Below are 18,530 nucleotides of genomic sequence, written 5' to 3' on the forward strand. Positions count from 1 at the left end.
GCGGCGGACACGCCGTGAGGCGGACGCCGTCTCCGCACATGGACCTCAGGCCGTGACCCGGCCCCAGCCCCCATTTTTTCCCACCCGCACGATGTCGGCGACCCCAGGAACCTGCAAGATGGCCGACCGCAGCGCCTCCACGTCCCCGTTTCCCGTCACCGCCAGCCGCAGGTAGATGTGCGCGGTGTCGTCGGCGCCCACCCCCGCCTCGACCTTCAGCGGGCTGCGCTTCTGAGCGGCGAGGACCCCCAGCACGTCGGCGAGCAGCCCCGAACGGTCCGGCGCGACCACGTCGAAGTCGACGAGCGTGCTGCCCGGCGTCCCCGAGTCCCAGGAGGCGGCGACGCAGCGCTCGGGCTCGTCCTTCAGCAGCCGGATCATGTTGGGGCAGTCGATGCGGTGGATGCTGACGCCCCGCCCGCGCGTGAGGTAGCCCATGATCTGGTCGCCCCGGATGGGGTTGCAGCACTGGGCGAGCTTGGTGGTCGTACTCAGGCCCTCGACGAACACGCCGCCGGATTCGCCGGGGGCGGGCGGGGGACGCCGGACCGGGGCGGGGGCTTGCTCCTGCGCCAGGGTGGGCGACAGCACCCGGCCCACCACGCTGGGCGTGAGCTTGCCCGCGTGCAGGGCGAGGTACAGGTCGTCGGGGTTGCGGGTGCCCACGAGCTTCTGGGTCGCCTCCTCCAGCAGCTTGGTCCGCATGAGTTGCCGCACCGGGAGTTGGCGCTTGCGCAGGTAGCGCTCCAGCAGGTCGTGCCCGTGCTGCAACGCCTCCTCGCGCTCCTGCTGGCGGAAGTGGTGGCGAATCTTGGCGCGGGCGGAGCGGGTGACGGTGAAGTTCAGCCAGTCTTTGCTGGGGTGGCTGTTCTTGCTCGTCACGATCTCGACCATGTCGCCGTTGTTCAGTTTGTGCGAGAGCGGCACGATGGAGCCGTTCACCCGCGCCCCCACCGTCGTCTCGCCGATGCGGGTGTGGATGTGGTAGGCGAAGTCCACGGGCGTGCTCCCCGCCGGGAGCGAGATCGCCAGCCCCTTGGGCGTGAAGACCCGCACCCGCTGCGAGAGGATGTCGGTCTTGACGGCGTCGAGGTAGTCACTGGCGTCGTTGATCTCGTTCTGGAGTTCGCGGAGTTGGGCGAGCCAGTTCTCGCGGTCGCGCTGGGCGAGCTGCGAGCCCTGCTTGTACATCCAGTGGGCGGCGACCCCGTACTCAGCGACCTCGTGCATCCGGCGCGAGCGGATCTGGACCTCGATGGGCTGCCCGCTCTGGCTGATGACGGTCGTGTGCAGGCTCTGGTAGCCGTTGGGCTTGGGCACCGCGATGTAGTCCTTGAAGCGGCCCGGCAGCGGCGTCCACATCGAATGCACGATGGACACCGTGTGGTAGCAGATGCGCTTTTCCCGCGTCTCCTCGGCCCGCTCGCGGCGCTTCTCGTCGGTGCCGGGGGGCACGTGGAGTTCTTTCGGGGTCAGGATCACCCGGATGGCGAGGAGGTCGAAAATCTGCTCCAGCGCCTTGCCCTCCTTCTGCATCTTGTTGTGGATGCTCCAGAGGTGCTTGGAGCGACCGGCGATGTCGATGTCGCTGACCCATTCGGGGAGTTCGAGGTCGTCGTGGAGGGCCTCGCGCAGTTGCTCCACCGCCTGCTCGATCAGGGCCTGGCGCTCCTCCTGGCGGGTCCGCAACCGGCTCTGGAGGTACTCGTAGTCGCCGGGCTGGAGGTACTTGAAGGCGAGGTCCTCCAGCTCCCACTTGATCTGCCCGATGCCCAGGCGGTGCGCGAGCGGCGCGAAGATGTCCATCGTCTCGCGGGCGATCCTGGCCTGCTTTTCGGGCTTCATGGCGCCCAGGGTCCGCATGTTGTGCAGGCGGTCGGCGAGCTTGACGACGATCACGCGCAGGTCGCCCGTCATGGCGACGAGCATCTGGCGCAGGTTCTCGGCCTGGATGTCGCGGCCCGAGTCGCCCACCTCGGCCTGCTGGCTGCCCTGCTTGGAGAGCTTGCTGACCTTGGTTTCGCCCTCCACGATGCGCCGCACGTCGGGGCCGAACTCGCGCTCGATCTGGTCGAAGGTCACCCCGTCCACGTCCTCGACCGTGTCGTGCAGCAGCCCGGCCATCAGGCTGTCGGTGTCCATCCCCAGCCGCGCGAGGATGGTGGCGACCGCAACCGGGTGGGTGATGTACGGCTCGCCGCTCTTGCGTTTCACCCCGGCGTGGGCGTCGCGGGCAAAGGCGTAGGCCCGCTCCACCCGCTCGCGGTCGGCCGGGGGGCGGTCCGCGATCAGCGGGCGAAGCTCCTCCATCCCGTGGTCGGAGGGGCCGGGTTCGGGCGGGCCATGCACGCGGGGCAGAATAGCGCGTGGGCGCGGCGGGAAGGGTGGGACCGTGACCAGACGGCCCCCGGCAACCTGAAGACACGCTCAGGCCACCCGAGAGGCGGGGACCGGGAAGAGGCGCTACCCTGGGGGGCGTGAGCTGGATTCCGTTCCATTCCGTACTGTCCGGTCCGTGCCGTTCGGGAGAGGCGCCGGAAAGTCCTGCATTCCACGGAACCCATCTGCTTTCCTTCTCGCTCTCCTGCGGAGCCCCGCCCGTCCGCCCGCTTCGGGAATTCCTATGAAGGTGGACCGCCACGAGCAGGACGACGCCCGGCGCGAGCGCATCGCCCGGGCGGCCTTCGAGCTGTTCGCCCGCTCCGGCCTGGAGGGCACGAGCGCCCAGGACATCGCCCGCGCCGCCTTCGTGAGCCGCACCAATCTCTACCGCTACTACCCCTCCAAGGTGCACATGCTCCTGGCCCACTTCGAGCGCACCGTGCGCGACACCCGCGATGAGGCGGTGCGAAAGCTGCACGCGGGAGCGGCCCCTCAGGCCGTGTGGAGCCACGTGACCGCCCGCATGGCCGACCTGGGCGTGCGTTACCGCCACCTGGTCGGGGCGGTGGGCCACGCCGTGCTGGGCGCGCGGGTGGCCCCGGCGGGCTCCGACGAGGGCGTCCGCACGGCGCTCACGCTTGTGGCGCTGGTCGAGCCCGTCCTCGTCGCCATGCGGGACCGGGGGGCGCTGCGGGGCGGGGTGGACACCCACCTGCTGAGCGCCCTGCTGGTGGACGCCTGCCTGCTCGCCCTGCTGCACGGCGGCCACCGCGACCAGCGCGAGGTGCTGCGCGACTGGCAGGACCGCTTTTCCCTGCTGCTCCAGGGGGCGCTGGCCCCCGGCGTGACCGAGGAGAGCGTGCGGGAAAGTGGGCTGATCGTGGCCGACCGGGACCCAAGCAGTTGACGAAGGAAGAAGGGCCACCCTGAGCGGAACGAAGGGCTCAACATGACACCATCCTTGGGTCAAGAGCTTGAGTCTCGGGAATGGAAAATGTGGACGCCCGCGCTTCCTGTGCCTTCTAAGGCGGAGCGCAGAACCCTTGTCCTGCTGAGCGAAGGCGAACCATCTCCAGGCGAGACCCCTCGCGTTGCTCAGGGGGACAACCTTTGAGAGCCTCGCCGCAAAACTGGCTCAGCCCGGGGTGACCTCCGGCAACCGCTCCTGAAAGCGGGCGGTGGTCGAGGCCCGAACATCCTCCAGGGTGGCGCCGGGCATCAGTTCGGTCAGCGTGAGTTGACCGTTCAGAAACTCGAACACCGCCTTGTCCGTGATGATCATGCTGACGTTTCCCCTGGCCGTGAGCGGCAGGGTGCATTCGGGGACGATCTTGGGCGTGCCGTCGGGGTCCGTGTGCGTCATGGTCACGATTAGCCGCCCCGCCCCACTCGCCAGGTCCATCGCGCCCCCCACGCCCAGCAACGGCTTGCCCGGCACGGCCCAATTGGCGAGGTTGCCGTGTTCATCCACCTGAAGGCCGCCCATCACCGCCACGTCCACATGCCCTCCACGGATCATCCCGAAGGAATCGGCAGAGTCGAAGTAGCTCGCCCCGGGCAGAGCGGTAACGGGAATCTTGCCCGCGTTCACCGGGTAGTCCATCGCCCCTCCATCCTCGGGGGCGGGGCCGACGCCCAGCATTCCGTTCTCGGTGTGGAGGTTAACCCCATGCTCGGGCGTGATCAGGTCGGCCACCAGCGTGGGAATGCCGATGCCGAGGTTCACCACGTCGCCGGGACGAAGTTCCCGCAAGGCGCGGCGTGCCATGTGCATCCGGGATTCGTCCACCTTCTTGGCCCCGGCCTTCACGTCGGCAGAGCTGCCCAAATCCTCGGGGGTCAGGTGAGCCTGGACGAGGTAGTCCACATACAGGCCGGGCGTGTGGACATGCTCGGGGTCGATCTCCCCCACCTCCACGATTTCCTCGACCTCCGCCACGACCACATCGGCGGCGGTCGCCATCGCCCGGTTGAAGTTCTGCTCGGTGAGGCGGTACTGGAGGTTTCCGGCACGGTCGGCCCGCCAGGCGCGGACGAAGGCGACGTTGCCGCGCAGGGCGGGGACAAAGACCATCTCCCGCCCGTTCAGGGTCCGAACGTCGGCTCCCTCAGCGATCACCGTCCCAGCCGCCGTGGGTGTGTAAAAGCCCCCGATCCCGGCTCCCCCGGCCCGCAAGGCTTCGGCGAGCGTTCCTTGGGGCAGCAGTTGCACCTCCAGCGTGCCGTTCTGCGCCGCCGCCACCGCCTCGCGGTTGCTGGTGAAAAACGACCCGATGGCCTTCTTAATCTGCCCATTCCGCAGCAGACGGCCCCCGCTGAGCCCCGCCTCGCCGACGTTGTTGCCCACGAAGGTGAGGTCCCGAGTGTCCGTCTCGGCCAGGGCGTGGACGAGGTGAACGGGGTTGCCGGTCATGCCGAAGCCCCCGACGAGCAGCGTGTCCCCCGACTTCACCAGCCGGGCAGCCTCCTCCAGCGAGATGACCGGAACCTGCTTCATGCCTCCACCCGCTCGATCAGGGCCGCCTCGCCCTGCCCGACGCCGACACACAGGCTGACGACGCCATATCGCCCCTCCCGCCGCTGAAGTTCATGGGCCAGGGTGGTGACGAGGCGGGCGCCGCTCATGCCCAGGGGATGACCCAGGGCGATGGAGCCGCCGTGGATGTTCAGCCGCTCGTGCTCGACGTTCAGCTCGCGCATGCAGGCGATGACCTGCGCGGCAAAGGCCTCGTTGATCTCGACGAGGTCCACGTCGGCCAGGTCCATCTCCAGGCGGTTCATCAATTTGCGGACAGCGGGGACGGGACCTAGGCCCATCAGCCGGGGATCGACCCCGGAAGTAGCCGCGCCCACCCAGCGGGCGAGCGGCTGAAGCCCCAGTTCACGGGCCTTTCCGGCGCTCATCAGGACCAGTGCCGCCGCCCCGTCGTTCAGCCCGCTGGCATTGCCCGCCGTCACGCTGCCTCCCTTCCGAAAAGCGGGCTTCAGGCCAGCCAGCGTCGCCTCATCGGTCGCCAGGGTGAAGGTGTCCCCCTCGCGCTTGTACCGGGGGTGCTCGTCGGTGTCGAAGACCGTGACGCCCTTTTTCCCCTTGACCTCGATGGGCACGATCTCATCCTTGAAGGTGCCGCTATTCAGCGCCTCCACCACGCGGCGCTGCGACTCCAGGGCGAAGGCGTCCTGCTCCTCACGGGTGATCTCCCCTCCCGCGATCCGTCCCTCCCGGCTGCACTCGACGATGTTCTCGGCGGTCTCGCCCATCGCCTCCAGGGGGAAGAGGGCCTCCATCGCCGGGTTGGGGAAGCGCCAGCCCAGCGTCGTGTCGTAGACGGTGACGTTGCCGTTGGCAAAAGGTTGGGCACCCTTGGGCATGACGAGGGGCGCGCGGGTCATGCTCTCGACCCCCCCGGCCACGTACACGTCGCCGTCCCCATTCCGAATGGCCCGGGCCGCCGTGTTGATGGCGGAAAGGCCCGAGGCGCACAGGCGGTTGACCGTCAGGCCGCCGACGTGGTGCGGGAGTCCAGCGAGGAGGGCGGCCATGCGGGCCACGTTGCGGTTGTCCTCGCCCGCCTGATTGGCACAGCCGAGAATTACCTCCTCGATTTCGTCGGGAGAGACGCCCGCACGGGCCACCGCCTCACGAATCACCGTGGCCGCCAGATCATCGGGGCGGACGGACGAGAGCGAGCCGCGAATGGCACCGACGGGCGAACGCACCGCCGACACGATCACCACGTCGCGGTCTTGCAGGGGATGGGAAGGGGTCATGGCAAAGGGTTCCTTTCGGGGCAAAGACGGATAGAACGTGCCCCACATTCAAGCGCGCGCAGGTCTCCTCTTTCCAGACGTGCGGTCCGCTATTTGGAACGCACCCACCTGACGCTTGCGAGGTGAACAGCCTCTTGGTGGTCCCTTCATGCCTGCACGGGCCGTTCGGGGAGGTTCTGAGCCACTGGTATCCTCGCCGCATGAGCGCCTCCTCCCGTTCGGCACGGCCCCCGCTGACGCAGCTTCCCGCCTGGCAGGCGCTGGAGGCGCATTTCGGTGAAGTGCGGGATACCCACCTGCGCGACCTGTTCGCCTCGGACCCGAACCGGGGGGAGCGCCTGACCGCCGAGGGGGCGGGCCTGTACCTCGACTACTCCAAGAACCGGGTGACGGACGAGACGCTGCGGCTGCTCCTGGCGTTGGCGCGCGAGGCGGGGGTGGAAGAGCGGCGGGACGCGATGTTCGCGGGCGAGCGCATCAACGTGACCGAGAACCGCGCGGTGCTGCACACGGCCCTGCGCGCTCCCCGTGGGGCGACAGTGAACGTGGACGGCGAGAATGTCGTGCCGGGAGTGCAGGAGGTCCTGGACCGCATGAGCGCCTTCGCCGAGCAGGTCAGGAACAGGACCTGGCTTGGCGCGACCGGGAAGCCGATCCGCAACGTCGTCAACATCGGCATCGGCGGCTCGGACCTCGGCCCCGTCATGGCGTACGAGGCACTCAAGCACTACGCGGACCGGGGCCTCACCGTGCGCTTCGTGTCCAACGTGGACGGCACCGACCTGGTGGAGAAGACGCGCGATCTCGATCCACAGGAAACCCTCTTCATCGTCTCCAGCAAGACCTTCACCACCCAGGAGACGATGGCGAACGCCCGCAGTGCCCGCGCGTGGCTGCTTGCCGGGCTGGGAAATGCCGACGAGGGGACAGCCATCGCCCGCCACTTCGTCGCCGTGAGCACGAACGCCGCCGAGGTAGAAAAGTTCGGCATCGACACCGCCAATATGTTCGGTTTCCGCGACTGGGTGGGGGGCCGCTACTCGGTAGACAGCGCCATCGGCCTCTCGCTGATGGTCGCCATCGGGCCGGAGGGCTTCCGGGACTTCCTGGCGGGCTTCCACGAGATGGACGAGCATTTCCGCAGCACCCCTCTTGAGCAGAACCTTCCCGTCCTGCTGGGCGTGCTGGGCGTGTGGTATCGCAACTTCTTCGGGGCGCAGACGCACGCCGTCTTGCCCTACGACCAGTACCTCGCCTACTTCCCCGCCTACCTCCAGCAACTCGACATGGAGAGCAACGGCAAGCATGTCACTCTGGACGGCCAGGCGGTGGATTACGACACCGGCCCGGTCGTCTGGGGCCAGCCGGGCACGAACGGGCAGCACGCCTTCTACCAGCTCATCCACCAGGGGACCACGCTGATTCCCTGCGATTTCCTGGGCTTCTGCCAGACGCTCAACCCGCTGCCGCCCCACCACGACCTGTTGATGGCAAACGTGTTCGCGCAGACCGAGGCGCTCGCGTTCGGCAAAACGGAGGAGCAGGTGCTCGCGGAAGGCGTAGCCGCCGACCTCGCCCCTCACCGCGAGTTCGAGGGGAATCGGCCGACGAACACGATCCTGGCCGACCGCCTGACGCCGCGCACGCTCGGCGCCCTGATCGCCCTGTACGAGCACAAGGTCTTCGTTCAGGGGGCGATCTGGAACATCAATTCCTTCGACCAGTGGGGGGTGGAACTCGGCAAGGTCCTGGCCGGGAAGATCGTGCCCGAGCTTCAGGCGGAGGGGGAGCCGAAGTTGGCACACGACTCCAGCACGAACGCGCTGATCCGGCGCTACCGGGCGCGGCGGGGGTAGAACTCCTCAGCGCACCCGGACGGCCTTGCTGGCAGGCTGGGTTCTCAACCACGCCACGAAGCGCCGCACCCGGTCGTCGGCGAGCAGGGCGTCGAGGCTATGGAACTCGCCCGCCAGCTCCGCGTTGGTGAAGGTGCGGTGCAGGAACTTGTGGCAGGCCGGGCAGAGCATCACCGTGGGCAACTCGTAAACCTTGACCCCCTGCCGCCGTCCCTGCGACTTCGGCACGAGGTGATGCTCGGTGAGCACGGGCGTCTCGCGCTCGCACAGGGCGCAGACCTCGGGCTCGCGGGGAGGGGACGGCCAGTTGGATTCGGGGCGGCGGCGGGCCATCGGGGGCCATGATGGCGTGTGGAGCGCGGGGAGACCGGGTGGGGTGTTACGGGAGAGTGAGTGGTCAGTGGGAAGTGGTGAGTGGAAAAGGAAAGCGGGAGCAAAAGCGTTCGCCCTTGCCCGCACTGACCACTCCCCACACCCCACTTACAGCTTCGTCAGCTTCGGGTACTTCGTGATCGCCTCGTCCTCGCTGAGGAATTCGCCCTCGGCATCAGGGCTCCAGATGACCTCGGCGCGGATCAGGTCGCCGGGGTTCACCGAGCTGATCGCCATCAGGGCGGCGCGGGCCTCGTCGGCGGTGGTCACGCCCGCCGGGGGCAGGGTGGCGAGGGTGTGGGCGGCGACCGCGATGGTCACGGCGAGGTACAGGTCGCCCACGTCCTTCTGGAAGGTGTAGTCGGTGCGGTGCTCGAAGCCGGTGTTCACGTCGCGGTTCTGGTAGTTGCTGGTGGTCTGCTCGGTGAAGGCGGCGCGGGCTTCGGTGGCCCAGGCGCCCACTTGGGCGTCAGCGCTGTTCGCCGCCCCCTGCGCCCGCTCGACGTTGCCGTACGCCCAGCGTTCGGGGTGGCGCAGCACCACCAGCGCGGCCTCCTGGAGCATCCGGGCCAGCCCCTCGTTCGTGTCGGGGTCGCCGGAGCGGGCCACCCGCTGAAGGTCGCGCTTGACCTCGTCCCCCTCGGCGAGCAGGAGTTGCACGCTGACGGCCTGCGCGGTGCCGTTGAGGGTACCCAGGCCCCCCAGCCCCCGGGCGCCGCCCCCACCCGCGCCCAGGCTGCGCCGCATGAAGCCGACCACCGCGAAGATCACCAGCCCGAAGATGATGAGCCCCAGGATGCCGAAGCCGCCTCCCCCGCCGCCGTAGTAGCCCCCGCCGTACCCGCCCCCCCCGATGATGATCGGGCCGCTGTACCCGCCACCCGAGTAGCCACCGCCGCTGTAGCCGCCACCGGAGTACCCGCCGCCGAAGCTCCCGCCACCCCCGCCGGACGAGCCCCCGCCCCCCGTGCTGCCGCCGAAGCCCCCCCCCGACTGCGCGGCGGCGTGGCCGAGCAGGGTCAGCACGGCGAGGATAAGCGCCAGCGTGACGAGGAGCGCCAGAACACTCCGAACGGACCTGTGCGAAAAGATCGGCATGACGCCCCAGTGTATGGGGTGGGGCGCCTCCCAGTTCCCGGCGGGTGAAGGCTTGGCGAAGGCGCCCGGGCCGCGCCGCCTTAGACTCGCCCCATGAGCACCGAGAACACCATCGATCTCACCACCGACCAGTGGGAGGCTTTCCTGGCGGGCCTCTACGAGCGGGACGACCGGCTGGAGCGGCGCGAGCCGGGTGTGGATTACCCCCCCGAGGAAGATGTGGACCCCTACGTCCTGAGCGCCCACGCCGAGGCCCTGCGGAGTGCCGAGGTGGACGGCGACGTGTGGGGCACGCTGGCCGACATCGAGGAGGAGGCCGGGAACGAGGAGGAGGCCTGGGCGAAGATCGTCGCCTTTTACCTCGACCGGGGTTGCGTCCTCGTGCGGGTGACGGACGCGGACGAGCCCGAGGAGTGGCTGCTGGAAGCCGAGCTGGCGCGGCGGCTGGGGTTGCCCGTGTCCTGAGCGGCGGTGAACCCCCCCTGAACCCCGGCTCATCCGTGCGTGAGAGGGGGGGCCTACGCTGCGACTATGTCTAACCGCGAAGAACGTCACTTTCCGCTGGGGCGGCTGCTCCTGCTGGGCGCCCTGATCGGCGGGGCGGCCTACTACCTCAGCCGCGAGCAGAACCGCCGCGCCCTGGACCAGAAGCTCTCGGAACTGGGGCTCAAGGACGCTGCCGAGAACGTGGGCGACAGCGTGACCAAGGGCTGGGAGAAGACGAAGGACGCCGCCACGAGCGCCGGGCAGGTTCTTGCCGACAAGGCGGGCGAGGTGAAGGAGGCCGTGCAGCAGGGCGGCGCCCAGGCCGGGCTGGACAAGGCGAAGGAGGTCGCGGGCGAGGCGAAGGTCGCCGTCCAGGGAGCCGCCGCCGAGGCGAAGGACGCCGCGCGGGAGGTCGCGGGCACCGCGAAGAGCGAGGCGAAGGACGTGCAGGGCCCGGTCAGGGACGCGGCCCGGGACGCGGGGCAGAACGCCCAGCAGGCGGTCAATCAGGCCAGGGATCAGGCGCAGGAAGCGCTCCAGAAGGCGGCCCAGGCGGCCAACCGGGTTCAGGACCAGGCCCAGGGCGCCAAGCAGGACGTGCAGCAGGCCGCCAGCCAGGTCAAGAGCCAGGCGCAGGCGACCGCCGCCGATGCCCGCGCCTCTGCCCAGCAGGCCTCGACTGACGCCCAGACCACGGCCCAGAACGTGGCGGCTGACGCGCGTGCGGGCGTGCAAGATGTGAAGAGCGACGTGGGGCAGGGCGCCAGCGCCGTCAAAAATGACGCCCAGCGTGCCGCGAGCGATGTCAAGACCGACACACAGCGCGCCGCGAACGACGTGAAGAGCGCGGTCAAGGACGCCGAACGCCGGATGTAAGGGCGCGTCCTCTCGGAAGAACCTCCCGCCTGGGAGGTTTTTTCATGGCTCCCGACCGTGACCGCTCCCCCGCCCCAAATCCCCACCTGCGGGTAGACTTCGGGCATGACGCGCCGAGACGGCGAAGGCCGCGCGGGAACCCTCGAACGGACGGGGACCCTGGAACAGACGACGACCCAGCGCCCGCGCCTGTACCGGGTGCTGCTGCTCAACGACGATTACACTCCCATGGAATTCGTGGTCGAGGTGCTGACACGCTACTTCCGCAAGGCGGAGCAGGAGGCCCGGCTGATCATGCTGGCCGTCCACCATAAGGGGCAGGGCGTGGCAGGCGTGTACACGCGCGACGTGGCGGAAACGAAGGTCGCGCAGGTCACCGCCCACGCGCGGCGGGAGGGCCATCCGCTGCGGCTGGTGGCGGAACCGGAGGCGAACGAGTGAGGGGGACACAGTGATCGGCGACCATCTTCAGGTGACCATCGGGCGGGCGGCGGATTACGCCCGTGAGGCCGGGCATGAATACGTGACCCTCGAACACCTCCTCCTGGCCCTGACCCACGACCCGGAGGCGCGCGAGGCGCTGCTGGCGGTGGGCGCGGACGTGGAGAAGCTGCGCGACGACCTCCACGACCTGCTGGCCGACTTCGAGGTGGTGGAGGACGCCCAGCCCGACTTCACCCTGGGGGTTCACCGGGTCGTGCAGGGCGCGGTGCTGCAACTGCACGCCAGCGGCAAGGGCAACGAGCAGGCCGACGGCGCCCGCGTCCTCGCCGAGCTGCTGGAGGAGGAGGACTCGCCCGCCCGCGCGGCGCTGGAGGCCCAGGGCGTGACGCGGCTGGACGTGCTGGCCTACGTCTCGCACGGCGCGGCGAAGGTGGCCGGGCGCGAGCGGGAACGCCGGGTGGCGGGCGTGGACGGTGAGCCGGAAGGGGGCGCCTCCGCCGAGCAGAACCCGCTGGAGGCCTACGCGACCGACCTCACCGCGCAGGCAAGGGCCGGGGAGTTCGACCCCGTGATCGGGCGCGAGGCGGAGCTGACGCGGGTGGTGCACATCCTCGCGCGGCGGGCGAAGAACAACCCGGTACTCGTCGGCGAGCCGGGCGTGGGCAAGACCGCGCTGGCGGAGGGCCTGGCGCAGCGGGTGGCGGACGGCCAGGCGCCGGGATTCCTGCGCGGGGCCTCCGTGTACGCCCTCGACCTGGGCGCCCTGCTTGCCGGAACGCGCTACCGGGGCGACTTCGAGCAGCGACTCAAGGCCGTTCTCGCCGCGCTGGACGGGCAGAATGCCGTGCTGTTCATCGACGAACTCCACACGCTCGTCGGGGCCGGGGCGACCGAGGGGGGCAGCGTGGACGCGGCGAACCTCCTCAAACCGGCGCTGGCACGTGGCAGGCTGCGGGTGCTGGGCGCCACAACTCCCGCTGAACTGCGCCACCTGGAACGCGACCGGGCGCTGTGGCGCCGCTTCCAGACCGTCGAGGTCCCCGAGCCCTCCGAGGAGGACGCCCTCGCCATCCTGCGGGGTCTCGCGCCAGGGTACGCCGCGCACCACGGGGTCACGTACTCGGACCCGGCGCTGGAGGCCGCCGTGCGCCTCTCGGCCCGGCACCTGCGCGACCGTTTCCTGCCCGACAAGGCCATCGACGTGATCGACGAGGCGGGGGCCGCGCGTTCCTCGGTGAGCAAGGGTGGTGAGATCGCCGAGGCGGACATCGAGGCGACCGTCGCCCGCATGGCCCGCGTGCCGGTCGGCGCCGTGAAGGCGGAGGAGGTGCAGTCGCTCGCCACGCTGGAGGCGGACCTGAAGGCGCGGGTGTTCGGGCAGGACGCGGCGGTTCAGGCTGTGGCGAGTGCCGTGAAGCTCGCGCGGGCGGGGCTGCGGGACCCCAACAGGCCGCAGGGGGCTTTCCTCTTCGCCGGGCCGACCGGGGTGGGCAAGACCGAACTTGCCCGCGCGCTGGCCGACCGCCTGGGTGTGGAACTCCTGCGCTTCGACATGAGCGAGTACCAGGAGGCGCACACGGTCGCCCGCTTGATCGGCGCCCCTCCCGGCTATGTGGGCTTCGACCAGGGCGGCCTCCTGACGGACGCGGTGGCGAAGAATCCCCACGCGGTCCTCCTCCTCGACGAGATCGAGAAGGCGCACCCGGACGTGTACAACCTCTTCCTGCAACTCATGGACCACGGCACGCTGACCGACCACACCGGCAAGAAGGTGGACGGGCGCGGCCTGATCCTGACCTTCACCACGAACGCCGGGGCCGCCGACGCCTCGCGCCCCGCCCTCGGCTTCTCCCGCGAGGGCCGCGCGGGCGAGGAGGCCGAGGCGGTCAAGCGCACCTTCACCCCCGAGTTTCGCAACCGGCTGGACGCGGTGATTCACTTCCGGCCCCTCTCGCCCGCGGTCATGTCGAGCGTGGTAGACAAGTTCCTGCGGCAGTTGGAAATGCAGCTCGCCGAGCGGCAGGTGACGCTGACCGTCACGCCCGCCGCCCAGGCCCTCCTCGCCAAGCTCGGGTACGACCCGCAGATGGGCGCCCGGCCCCTCGCCCGCGTGATCGAGGAGCGGGTCAAGCGCCCGCTGGCCGACGAGCTGCTGTTCGGGCGGCTGAAGGACGGCGGGGCCGTGACGGTGGACGCGGAGGGCGAGGGCTTCAGCTTCCGGTGACCCATGCCCAGGTGGGCAGGTCCTCGCACAGAATCTCCAGAAGGTGCGTCCCGGACGCGACCAGCAGGTGGCGGTAGCGCGGGCGGCTCCGCTGCGACTGCCACTGGGCCTCGCGTCTGCGTGCCATCTCCGCCTGCGCCTCGGCCCGCTGTTCCGGTGTGGTCGGCTCTGGACTGGGCAAGCTGAAGAGGAAGCCTCTTCCCGTGTCACTGAGCCGGGCATCCTCGGGGAAGAAGCGCCCGGTCGTTCGGATGTCCGGGTCCCCCGCCCGCACCGCCCTGCTGACGGCCACCGGCACGCCGTAAGGCGGGAACACGTCGGTGTTGTCGTTCTCCTCCAGAATCTCGCTGATCCAGGGGTCCGGGTCGCTGATGACCTCGTAGAGAAGAGAAGGGAGCAGGCCCTGCCGGGTCGGGTGGAAGGTGAGATACGGCCCCGCGTAGAACTCGTCGTAGCTCTCCAGCGCGAAAATCCGGTTACCGTGATGGACGCCGCCCTCCCAGCGGTCCTCCCACGTCAGCCGGAGAAGCCGGGAATGGTGGCGGGGGTCGGGGTCTCCGTCCGGTCCGACGAGCCAGCCGTCCTCCTCCGATCTGCGGTAGAACTCGTCAGCGAGGTCCACAGTGAGAACCTTGGAACTGCGGTGGTGCAACTCGGTGCGCAGGACACTGATCCGCTCGCCGGGGAAGGACCGGACGGCCTCCAGCAGCCCCTCGTCGGGCCAGAGGGCGAAACTTGCCTGGGCGAGGCGGGCGCGGCGGGCCATGGGGCAGGCTACCCCGCCTCCACCCGGGCCTCCCGCCAGCGTGAATGCAGCCGCACCGGCCTCAGCCCGTAGGCGGTGATGTACCCGGGCAGGCGTTGCAGGCCAGGAACGCCGTGCAGCACCCGCAGCAGCAGGGTGGGCACGTGGACGGTTTCCCGTCTGTCCAGGCCCTCGACCTCGCGCTCCTCGATGACCTGCTGGGCCTGGAGGACGGCGATCTGCCACGCGCGGGTGCGCTGAACGCGGGCCAGGTGCCGGGGCCGCAGCCGCCCCGCCCGCAACGGCCCCGAGAGCAGGTTGGCCGCCGCCACCGCGTCCTGCACGGCCATGTTGATCCCCAGCCCCCCGATGGGTGAGATGGGGTGCGCGGCGTCGCCGATGAGGAGCAATCCGGGCCGCCACCAGCGCCGCACGCGGGCCACCTCGACGGCGAGGAGGTGCAGTTGCCGCCACTCGGTCAACGCCTGCACCCGCTCGGCCAGCCAGGGAATGGTGCCCGCCACCGCCTGCCGGATGGGGTCCACCCCGGCGGCGCGGGCCTGCGCGTAGCTCCCCTTGCGGATGGAGTAGCCCACCTGCCAGCGCTCGCCGTGGTCGGTGGTCACGATGCAGTGCGGTCCCCGCAAGTGGAGGTCGATGCTGCCTCCCGGGTCGCTCGGGCGCCGGGGCAGGGCGAACCACAGCACGTCCTGGCCGGGCGAGAGGCGGCGCAACTTCAAGCCCGCCAGCTCCCGCACCTTGGAAAAGCGCCCGTCGGCCCCCACGGTCAGCGCGGCGGGCAGGTCATGCAGCTCCCCCGCCTGTCGGTAGCGGACGCCCCGGACCCACCCCCCCTCCTCCAGCAGGCCCTCGACCCGGGCGCCGAAGACCACCCGCGCATGGGGATAGCGGCCCAGTTCGGCGGCCAGGAAGGTCAGGAAGCGCGACTGGGCCATGACGGTCAGGTAGGGGTAGGGGGTGCGCAGCCGGGAGAAGTCGGCGATGACCTGGCTTCCCTGCGCGCGGACCAGCCGGGCCCGGTGCGCGCGGGTGTGCGAGAGCCGCAGCAGGGGCGCCGCGAGTCCCAGCCCCGCGAGGAGTTCCATGATCGCCGGGTGCAGGGTGTCGCCCCGGAAACTGCGCTCGAAGTCGCGCGCGGCCTCCAGCACGCTGACCGGGATGCCCTGCCGGGCGAGAAGCAGCGCCAGCACCAGCCCCGCCGGACCTCCCCCCACGATGCACACGTTCTGCGGGCCGAATTCCATGGGGGGCATTCTGGACAGGCCCGGGCAGGCCCGGCTGTAGGGAATGCTGCGGCCTGAGAGAACCCGAAACCCTTGCTCTGGCCGGGGCGGGACTTCCTCCCTTTCCAGCCCGCTTTCGCCGGAAGGTCCGGGGGAGGCTGCGAAAGGCAGGCTTTGATCTCGTTGCCGGGTGGGCGCCCCCTCACCCCTGGCTGCGCCAGGCCCTCTCCCACGAGGGGAGAGGGTCAGAACAGCCACAGAGGACGGGGCACGAGCGAGTTGGCCCTGGTCGAGATCAAAGCTTGCTTGAAAGGCCCGTTCTTTCGGGCAGTCGTCCAGTGTGGGACGCCGCACGAACCCCCACTCCCTCTAGCCCTGCTCCGGCCCCCTGAACTTGAGGGTGACGGTGTGCGTCTCCTTGCGCCCGGCATTCAGCCGCAGCGCGCTGACACTCAGCTTGCCCTGTTCGTCCACGGCGAGTTCGAAGCTGAACTGGCCCTCCCGGAACGCGAGGGGCAGGCTGGGGTCCGACCAGGCGCCCATGCCGATGTCCGCCGCGCTCAGGCCGAGGATGATCTGCTCCCGCACGTCGTCCAGCCGCTCCGTGACCTGGTGCTGTTCGGTCGTCTCCCAGCACAGGTGCAGAAGCTGTGTCTTCTGGTCGGCATGGCTGGCGCCCAGCGTCAGCACCCTCCATTGCAGGTCGTCCACCCCCGCCCCCTGATCCAGGACGAGTTGAATCTGAATGTCAACCTGCTCCACCCGGATCTGGAAGGTGCCGCTGCGAAACGTGTACGCCACGGCCTCCTGCACCGCCTTGACAAGGTTATAGACGGTGACGGCCTGATTCCCGGTCATGTTGTCCCCCGGGGCCAGGGTACTGCCGGGCGGGTGACCTCGGCTTCCCATGCGGAAGCAGCCAACTCTAAACCCAATCCCGGGGGAGACCGCTTCCCCGGCAACCCCCGCGCACGTAAGGTGAGCCATGCCCCCTCTCGATGTCCTCGCCCTCTCCGGCATCCGCCTCTATCAACGGTCTCTCTCGCCGCACAAGGGGTTTCGCTGCGCGCACGCGGCTCTTCACGGCGGTGAATCCTGTTCAGCAGCGGTGGCGCGCATCGTTCAGGAGGATGGGTTAAGGGGTGGACGCGCCCGCATCCTCGCCCGTTTCCGGGAGTGCCGCGCGGCCTACAACGTCCTGCACGCCGGTTCTCCCCTCGCCTTCGGCACGAGCGGGCCGAGGGTCAGGGGTGTGTGCTGCTGCGGGCCGATTCCCATTCCCTTCCGCTGCGGGTAGGTCAGATCAGGCGCTCAAAGGCCCCGGGGTAGAGGGTGACGAGCCCGAAGCGGTCCACTGTGATTTCATTGGTGTAGCCGCTGTCCAGGTTCTCGTAACGATAAGTGGCTTCACCCGTCCGCTTGTAGCGTTGGCGCGCCACCCGGAGTTCGAGCGTGGGAACGTCCACCCACACGGCGCGCAGTTCGCGGCTCTCCCCCACGGACAGGCCGAGGCGGCGGATGGGCAGCGTGTTCGTGAAGGGGGTGGCGCGAATATCCACGTCGGCGCAGCCGCGCAGGTCCGGGCGGGGGCGCCGCGTGCCGCTGGCCCACTCCCCCGTCGCCGAACGGCGAAGCGTGAGGGCCGCCCCACCCGCGACATCGGCGCCGACGAAGGTGGGATGGCCGTCCGGCGCGATCTCCACGAGGTAATTCAGGGTGTAGGGCCGCCCCCCGGCCACGCCCACCACCGTTCCCTCCGCCCGGGTCCAGCCCGTCAGGCACAGGTGTTCCAGGCTGGGTTCCTCCGGGTCCAGGCTGCGCCACACCGCGTCCACGCCCGCGCCCTCCCTACTCGCGCCCCGGCACCTGCGGCTGCTCGCCCCGGAAAGCGTCCTTCCCCTCGACCCGCTCCAGCCGCACGACCTGTCCGCTGCGGGCGCTCTCGTAGATCGCGTCCATGATGCGGTGGTCCTGCACGCCCTCCTCGCCGGGGGTCCACGGGGTCTTGCCTCCCCGGATGCACCGGGCGAAGTGGTCCATCTCCAGCCCGAATTGGTCCTCGTCGGGCAATTTGGGTTGGAAGTCGCCCTGCCCGTCCGAGATCGTCAGGCTCAGGCCCTGGTAGGTGAAGGCGGGGTCCATCAGCACGGTGCCCCCCTCGCCCAGCACGCGCAGGGTGGCCGTTTTCTGGGTGCCGTAGCTCGTCAGGCAGTTGGCGACCACGCCGCCCGGGAAGCCCAGCATGAAGCTGACCGACTCCTCGACCTCGCGGAAGCGTTCGTCACCTCCAGGCTGATGCAGGGTGGCGAAGACCCACTCCGGTTCCTGGCCCAGCACGAAGCGGATGGTGTTCAGGCAGTAGATGCCCACGTCGGGGAGGGGCCCGCCCCCCGCGAGGTCGCGCTTCAGCCGCCACGCCTCGGGGTCATCCTCGACCTGCCCGTGGATGGAGTCGAGGAGCTTGACCCGGCCAAGTTTGCCGCCCTGCACGGCGTCCCGGGCGGCCCAGTGGTGGGGCGTGTACTGGCAGCGGTAGGCGGTCATGAGCAGGACACCCGCCTCCCGGCAGGCGTCCACCATCGCCTGCGCCTCTGCCGCATTCACGCTCAGCGGCTTCTCGCACAGGACGTGCTTGCCCATCCGCGCGGCCCGCTCGACGTACTCGCGGTGAAGGCTGTTGGGCAGGACGATGTAGACGGCCTCCACGTCCTCCCGGTCCTTCAGGTCCTCGAAGCGGTCGTAGGTGTACACATCGTCGTCGGTCAGGTCGTAGGCGCGGGCGAAGGCGCGGCCCTTCTCGGGCTCACTCGTGACGAGGGCGGCGACGTAGGCGTGCTCGCTCGTGCGCGCGGCGGGAATCAGCTCCCCCGCGCTCAGCTCGCCGATGCCGACGATGGCGTACCCGACGCGGCGCCGCTCGGCCTCGGGAAGGGGCAGGTCCGGTTTCTGGGGCATGGGCTTACCGTAAACGGGCGGGGACGGGGGTGCGATTGAGGGCTTCTTCACGTCGGCAAGGGGCACAACGTTCGGCT

General features: G+C 69.7%; 17 protein-coding genes. 7 read left to right on the forward strand and 10 right to left on the reverse strand.

The features are described from left to right. Positions 1–45: 45 nt before the first annotated feature. Positions 46–2,310, reverse strand: coding sequence for a RelA/SpoT family protein (locus DAERI_RS05980; RefSeq protein WP_103128509.1), 2,265 nt, complete (start codon positions 2,308–2,310; stop codon positions 46–48). Positions 2,311–2,623: 313 nt separating this feature from the next. Here DAERI_RS05980 and DAERI_RS05985 point away from each other — a divergent pair, with 313 nt between their 5' ends. Continuing rightward, positions 2,624–3,289, forward strand: coding sequence for a TetR/AcrR family transcriptional regulator (locus tag DAERI_RS05985; protein WP_103128510.1), 666 nt, complete (start codon positions 2,624–2,626; stop codon positions 3,287–3,289). A gap of 228 nt (positions 3,290–3,517) precedes the next feature. On the opposite strand, the gene DAERI_RS05990 is transcribed toward DAERI_RS05985, so the two are convergent. Both DAERI_RS05990 and DAERI_RS05995 read right to left on the reverse strand, forming a co-directional pair. Then, positions 3,518–4,879: a 3-oxoacid CoA-transferase gene (locus tag DAERI_RS05990; RefSeq protein ID WP_165794091.1), complete on the reverse strand. Its 1,362-nt coding sequence runs from the start codon at positions 4,877–4,879 to the stop codon at positions 3,518–3,520. After that, positions 4,876–6,153 carry a thiolase family protein gene (locus DAERI_RS05995; RefSeq protein WP_103128512.1) on the reverse strand — a complete coding sequence of 426 codons (1,278 nt, stop codon included), beginning with the start codon at positions 6,151–6,153 and terminating at the stop codon, positions 4,876–4,878. Before DAERI_RS05995 ends, DAERI_RS05990 begins: the two co-directional genes overlap by 4 nt. Positions 6,154–6,353: 200 nt before the next feature. Here DAERI_RS05995 and pgi point away from each other — a divergent pair, with 200 nt between their 5' ends. Next, on the forward strand, positions 6,354–8,009 hold the full coding sequence (gene pgi / locus DAERI_RS06000) for a glucose-6-phosphate isomerase (RefSeq protein ID WP_103128513.1): 1,656 nt from the start codon (positions 6,354–6,356) through the stop codon (positions 8,007–8,009). A gap of 6 nt (positions 8,010–8,015) precedes the next feature. On the opposite strand, the gene DAERI_RS06005 is transcribed toward pgi, so the two are convergent. Both DAERI_RS06005 and DAERI_RS06010 read right to left on the reverse strand, forming a co-directional pair. After that, on the reverse strand, positions 8,016–8,342 hold the full coding sequence (locus DAERI_RS06005; RefSeq protein ID WP_165794092.1) for an HNH endonuclease: 327 nt from the start codon (positions 8,340–8,342) through the stop codon (positions 8,016–8,018). A gap of 147 nt (positions 8,343–8,489) precedes the next feature. After that, positions 8,490–9,479, reverse strand: a complete 990-nt coding sequence (locus DAERI_RS06010; protein WP_103128514.1) for a DUF1517 domain-containing protein — start codon at positions 9,477–9,479, stop codon at positions 8,490–8,492. Positions 9,480–9,572: 93 nt separating this feature from the next. Between DAERI_RS06010 and DAERI_RS06015 the strand changes: the two genes are divergently transcribed. From DAERI_RS06015 to DAERI_RS06030, 4 genes are all read left to right on the forward strand, one after another. Next, entirely contained in the window at positions 9,573–9,944 is a 372-nt protein-coding gene (locus DAERI_RS06015) for a hypothetical protein (RefSeq protein ID WP_103128515.1), read from the forward strand. Between the two features lie 66 nt (positions 9,945–10,010). Then, positions 10,011–10,841, forward strand: coding sequence for a hypothetical protein (locus tag DAERI_RS06020; RefSeq protein WP_103128516.1), 831 nt, complete (start codon positions 10,011–10,013; stop codon positions 10,839–10,841). Between the two features lie 105 nt (positions 10,842–10,946). After that, a complete protein-coding gene (clpS, locus tag DAERI_RS06025; protein ID WP_103128517.1) occupies positions 10,947–11,282 on the forward strand; it encodes an ATP-dependent Clp protease adapter ClpS in 336 nt (111 codons plus the stop codon). A 10-nt stretch (positions 11,283–11,292) separates the two neighbouring features. Beyond that, positions 11,293–13,509, forward strand: coding sequence for an AAA family ATPase (locus DAERI_RS06030; RefSeq protein ID WP_103128518.1), 2,217 nt, complete (start codon positions 11,293–11,295; stop codon positions 13,507–13,509). On the opposite strand, the gene DAERI_RS22335 is transcribed toward DAERI_RS06030, so the two are convergent. The 3 genes from DAERI_RS22335 to DAERI_RS06045 form a co-directional block, all read right to left on the reverse strand. Continuing rightward, positions 13,496–14,275: a hypothetical protein gene (locus DAERI_RS22335; protein WP_165794093.1), complete on the reverse strand. Its 780-nt coding sequence runs from the start codon at positions 14,273–14,275 to the stop codon at positions 13,496–13,498. The genes DAERI_RS06030 and DAERI_RS22335 overlap by 14 nt on opposite strands. A gap of 8 nt (positions 14,276–14,283) precedes the next feature. Then, complete coding sequence (locus tag DAERI_RS06040; RefSeq protein ID WP_165794094.1) at positions 14,284–15,519, reverse strand: FAD-dependent oxidoreductase; 1,236 nt, start codon at positions 15,517–15,519, stop codon at positions 14,284–14,286. Between the two features lie 348 nt (positions 15,520–15,867). After that, complete coding sequence (locus DAERI_RS06045; RefSeq protein ID WP_103128520.1) at positions 15,868–16,356, reverse strand: hypothetical protein; 489 nt, start codon at positions 16,354–16,356, stop codon at positions 15,868–15,870. 127 nt (positions 16,357–16,483) lie between these two features. On the opposite strand from DAERI_RS06045, the gene yidD reads away from it, so the two are divergent. Beyond that, on the forward strand, positions 16,484–16,795 hold the full coding sequence (gene yidD, locus DAERI_RS06050; RefSeq protein WP_103128521.1) for a membrane protein insertion efficiency factor YidD: 312 nt from the start codon (positions 16,484–16,486) through the stop codon (positions 16,793–16,795). Between the two features lies 1 nt (position 16,796). Here the strand turns inward: yidD and DAERI_RS06055 are convergent, their stop codons facing one another. Further along, positions 16,797–17,333 (reverse strand): putative glycolipid-binding domain-containing protein, encoded by a 537-nt coding sequence (locus tag DAERI_RS06055; RefSeq protein ID WP_103128522.1) that lies wholly within the window; start codon positions 17,331–17,333, stop codon positions 16,797–16,799. A 13-nt stretch (positions 17,334–17,346) separates the two neighbouring features. Further along, positions 17,347–18,453 (reverse strand): Gfo/Idh/MocA family protein, encoded by a 1,107-nt coding sequence (locus tag DAERI_RS06060; protein ID WP_103128523.1) that lies wholly within the window; start codon positions 18,451–18,453, stop codon positions 17,347–17,349. Positions 18,454–18,530 lie beyond the last annotated feature (77 nt).

Source organism: Deinococcus aerius (genome assembly GCF_002897375.1).
Classification (GTDB): Bacteria; Deinococcota; Deinococci; order Deinococcales; family Deinococcaceae; genus Deinococcus; species Deinococcus aerius.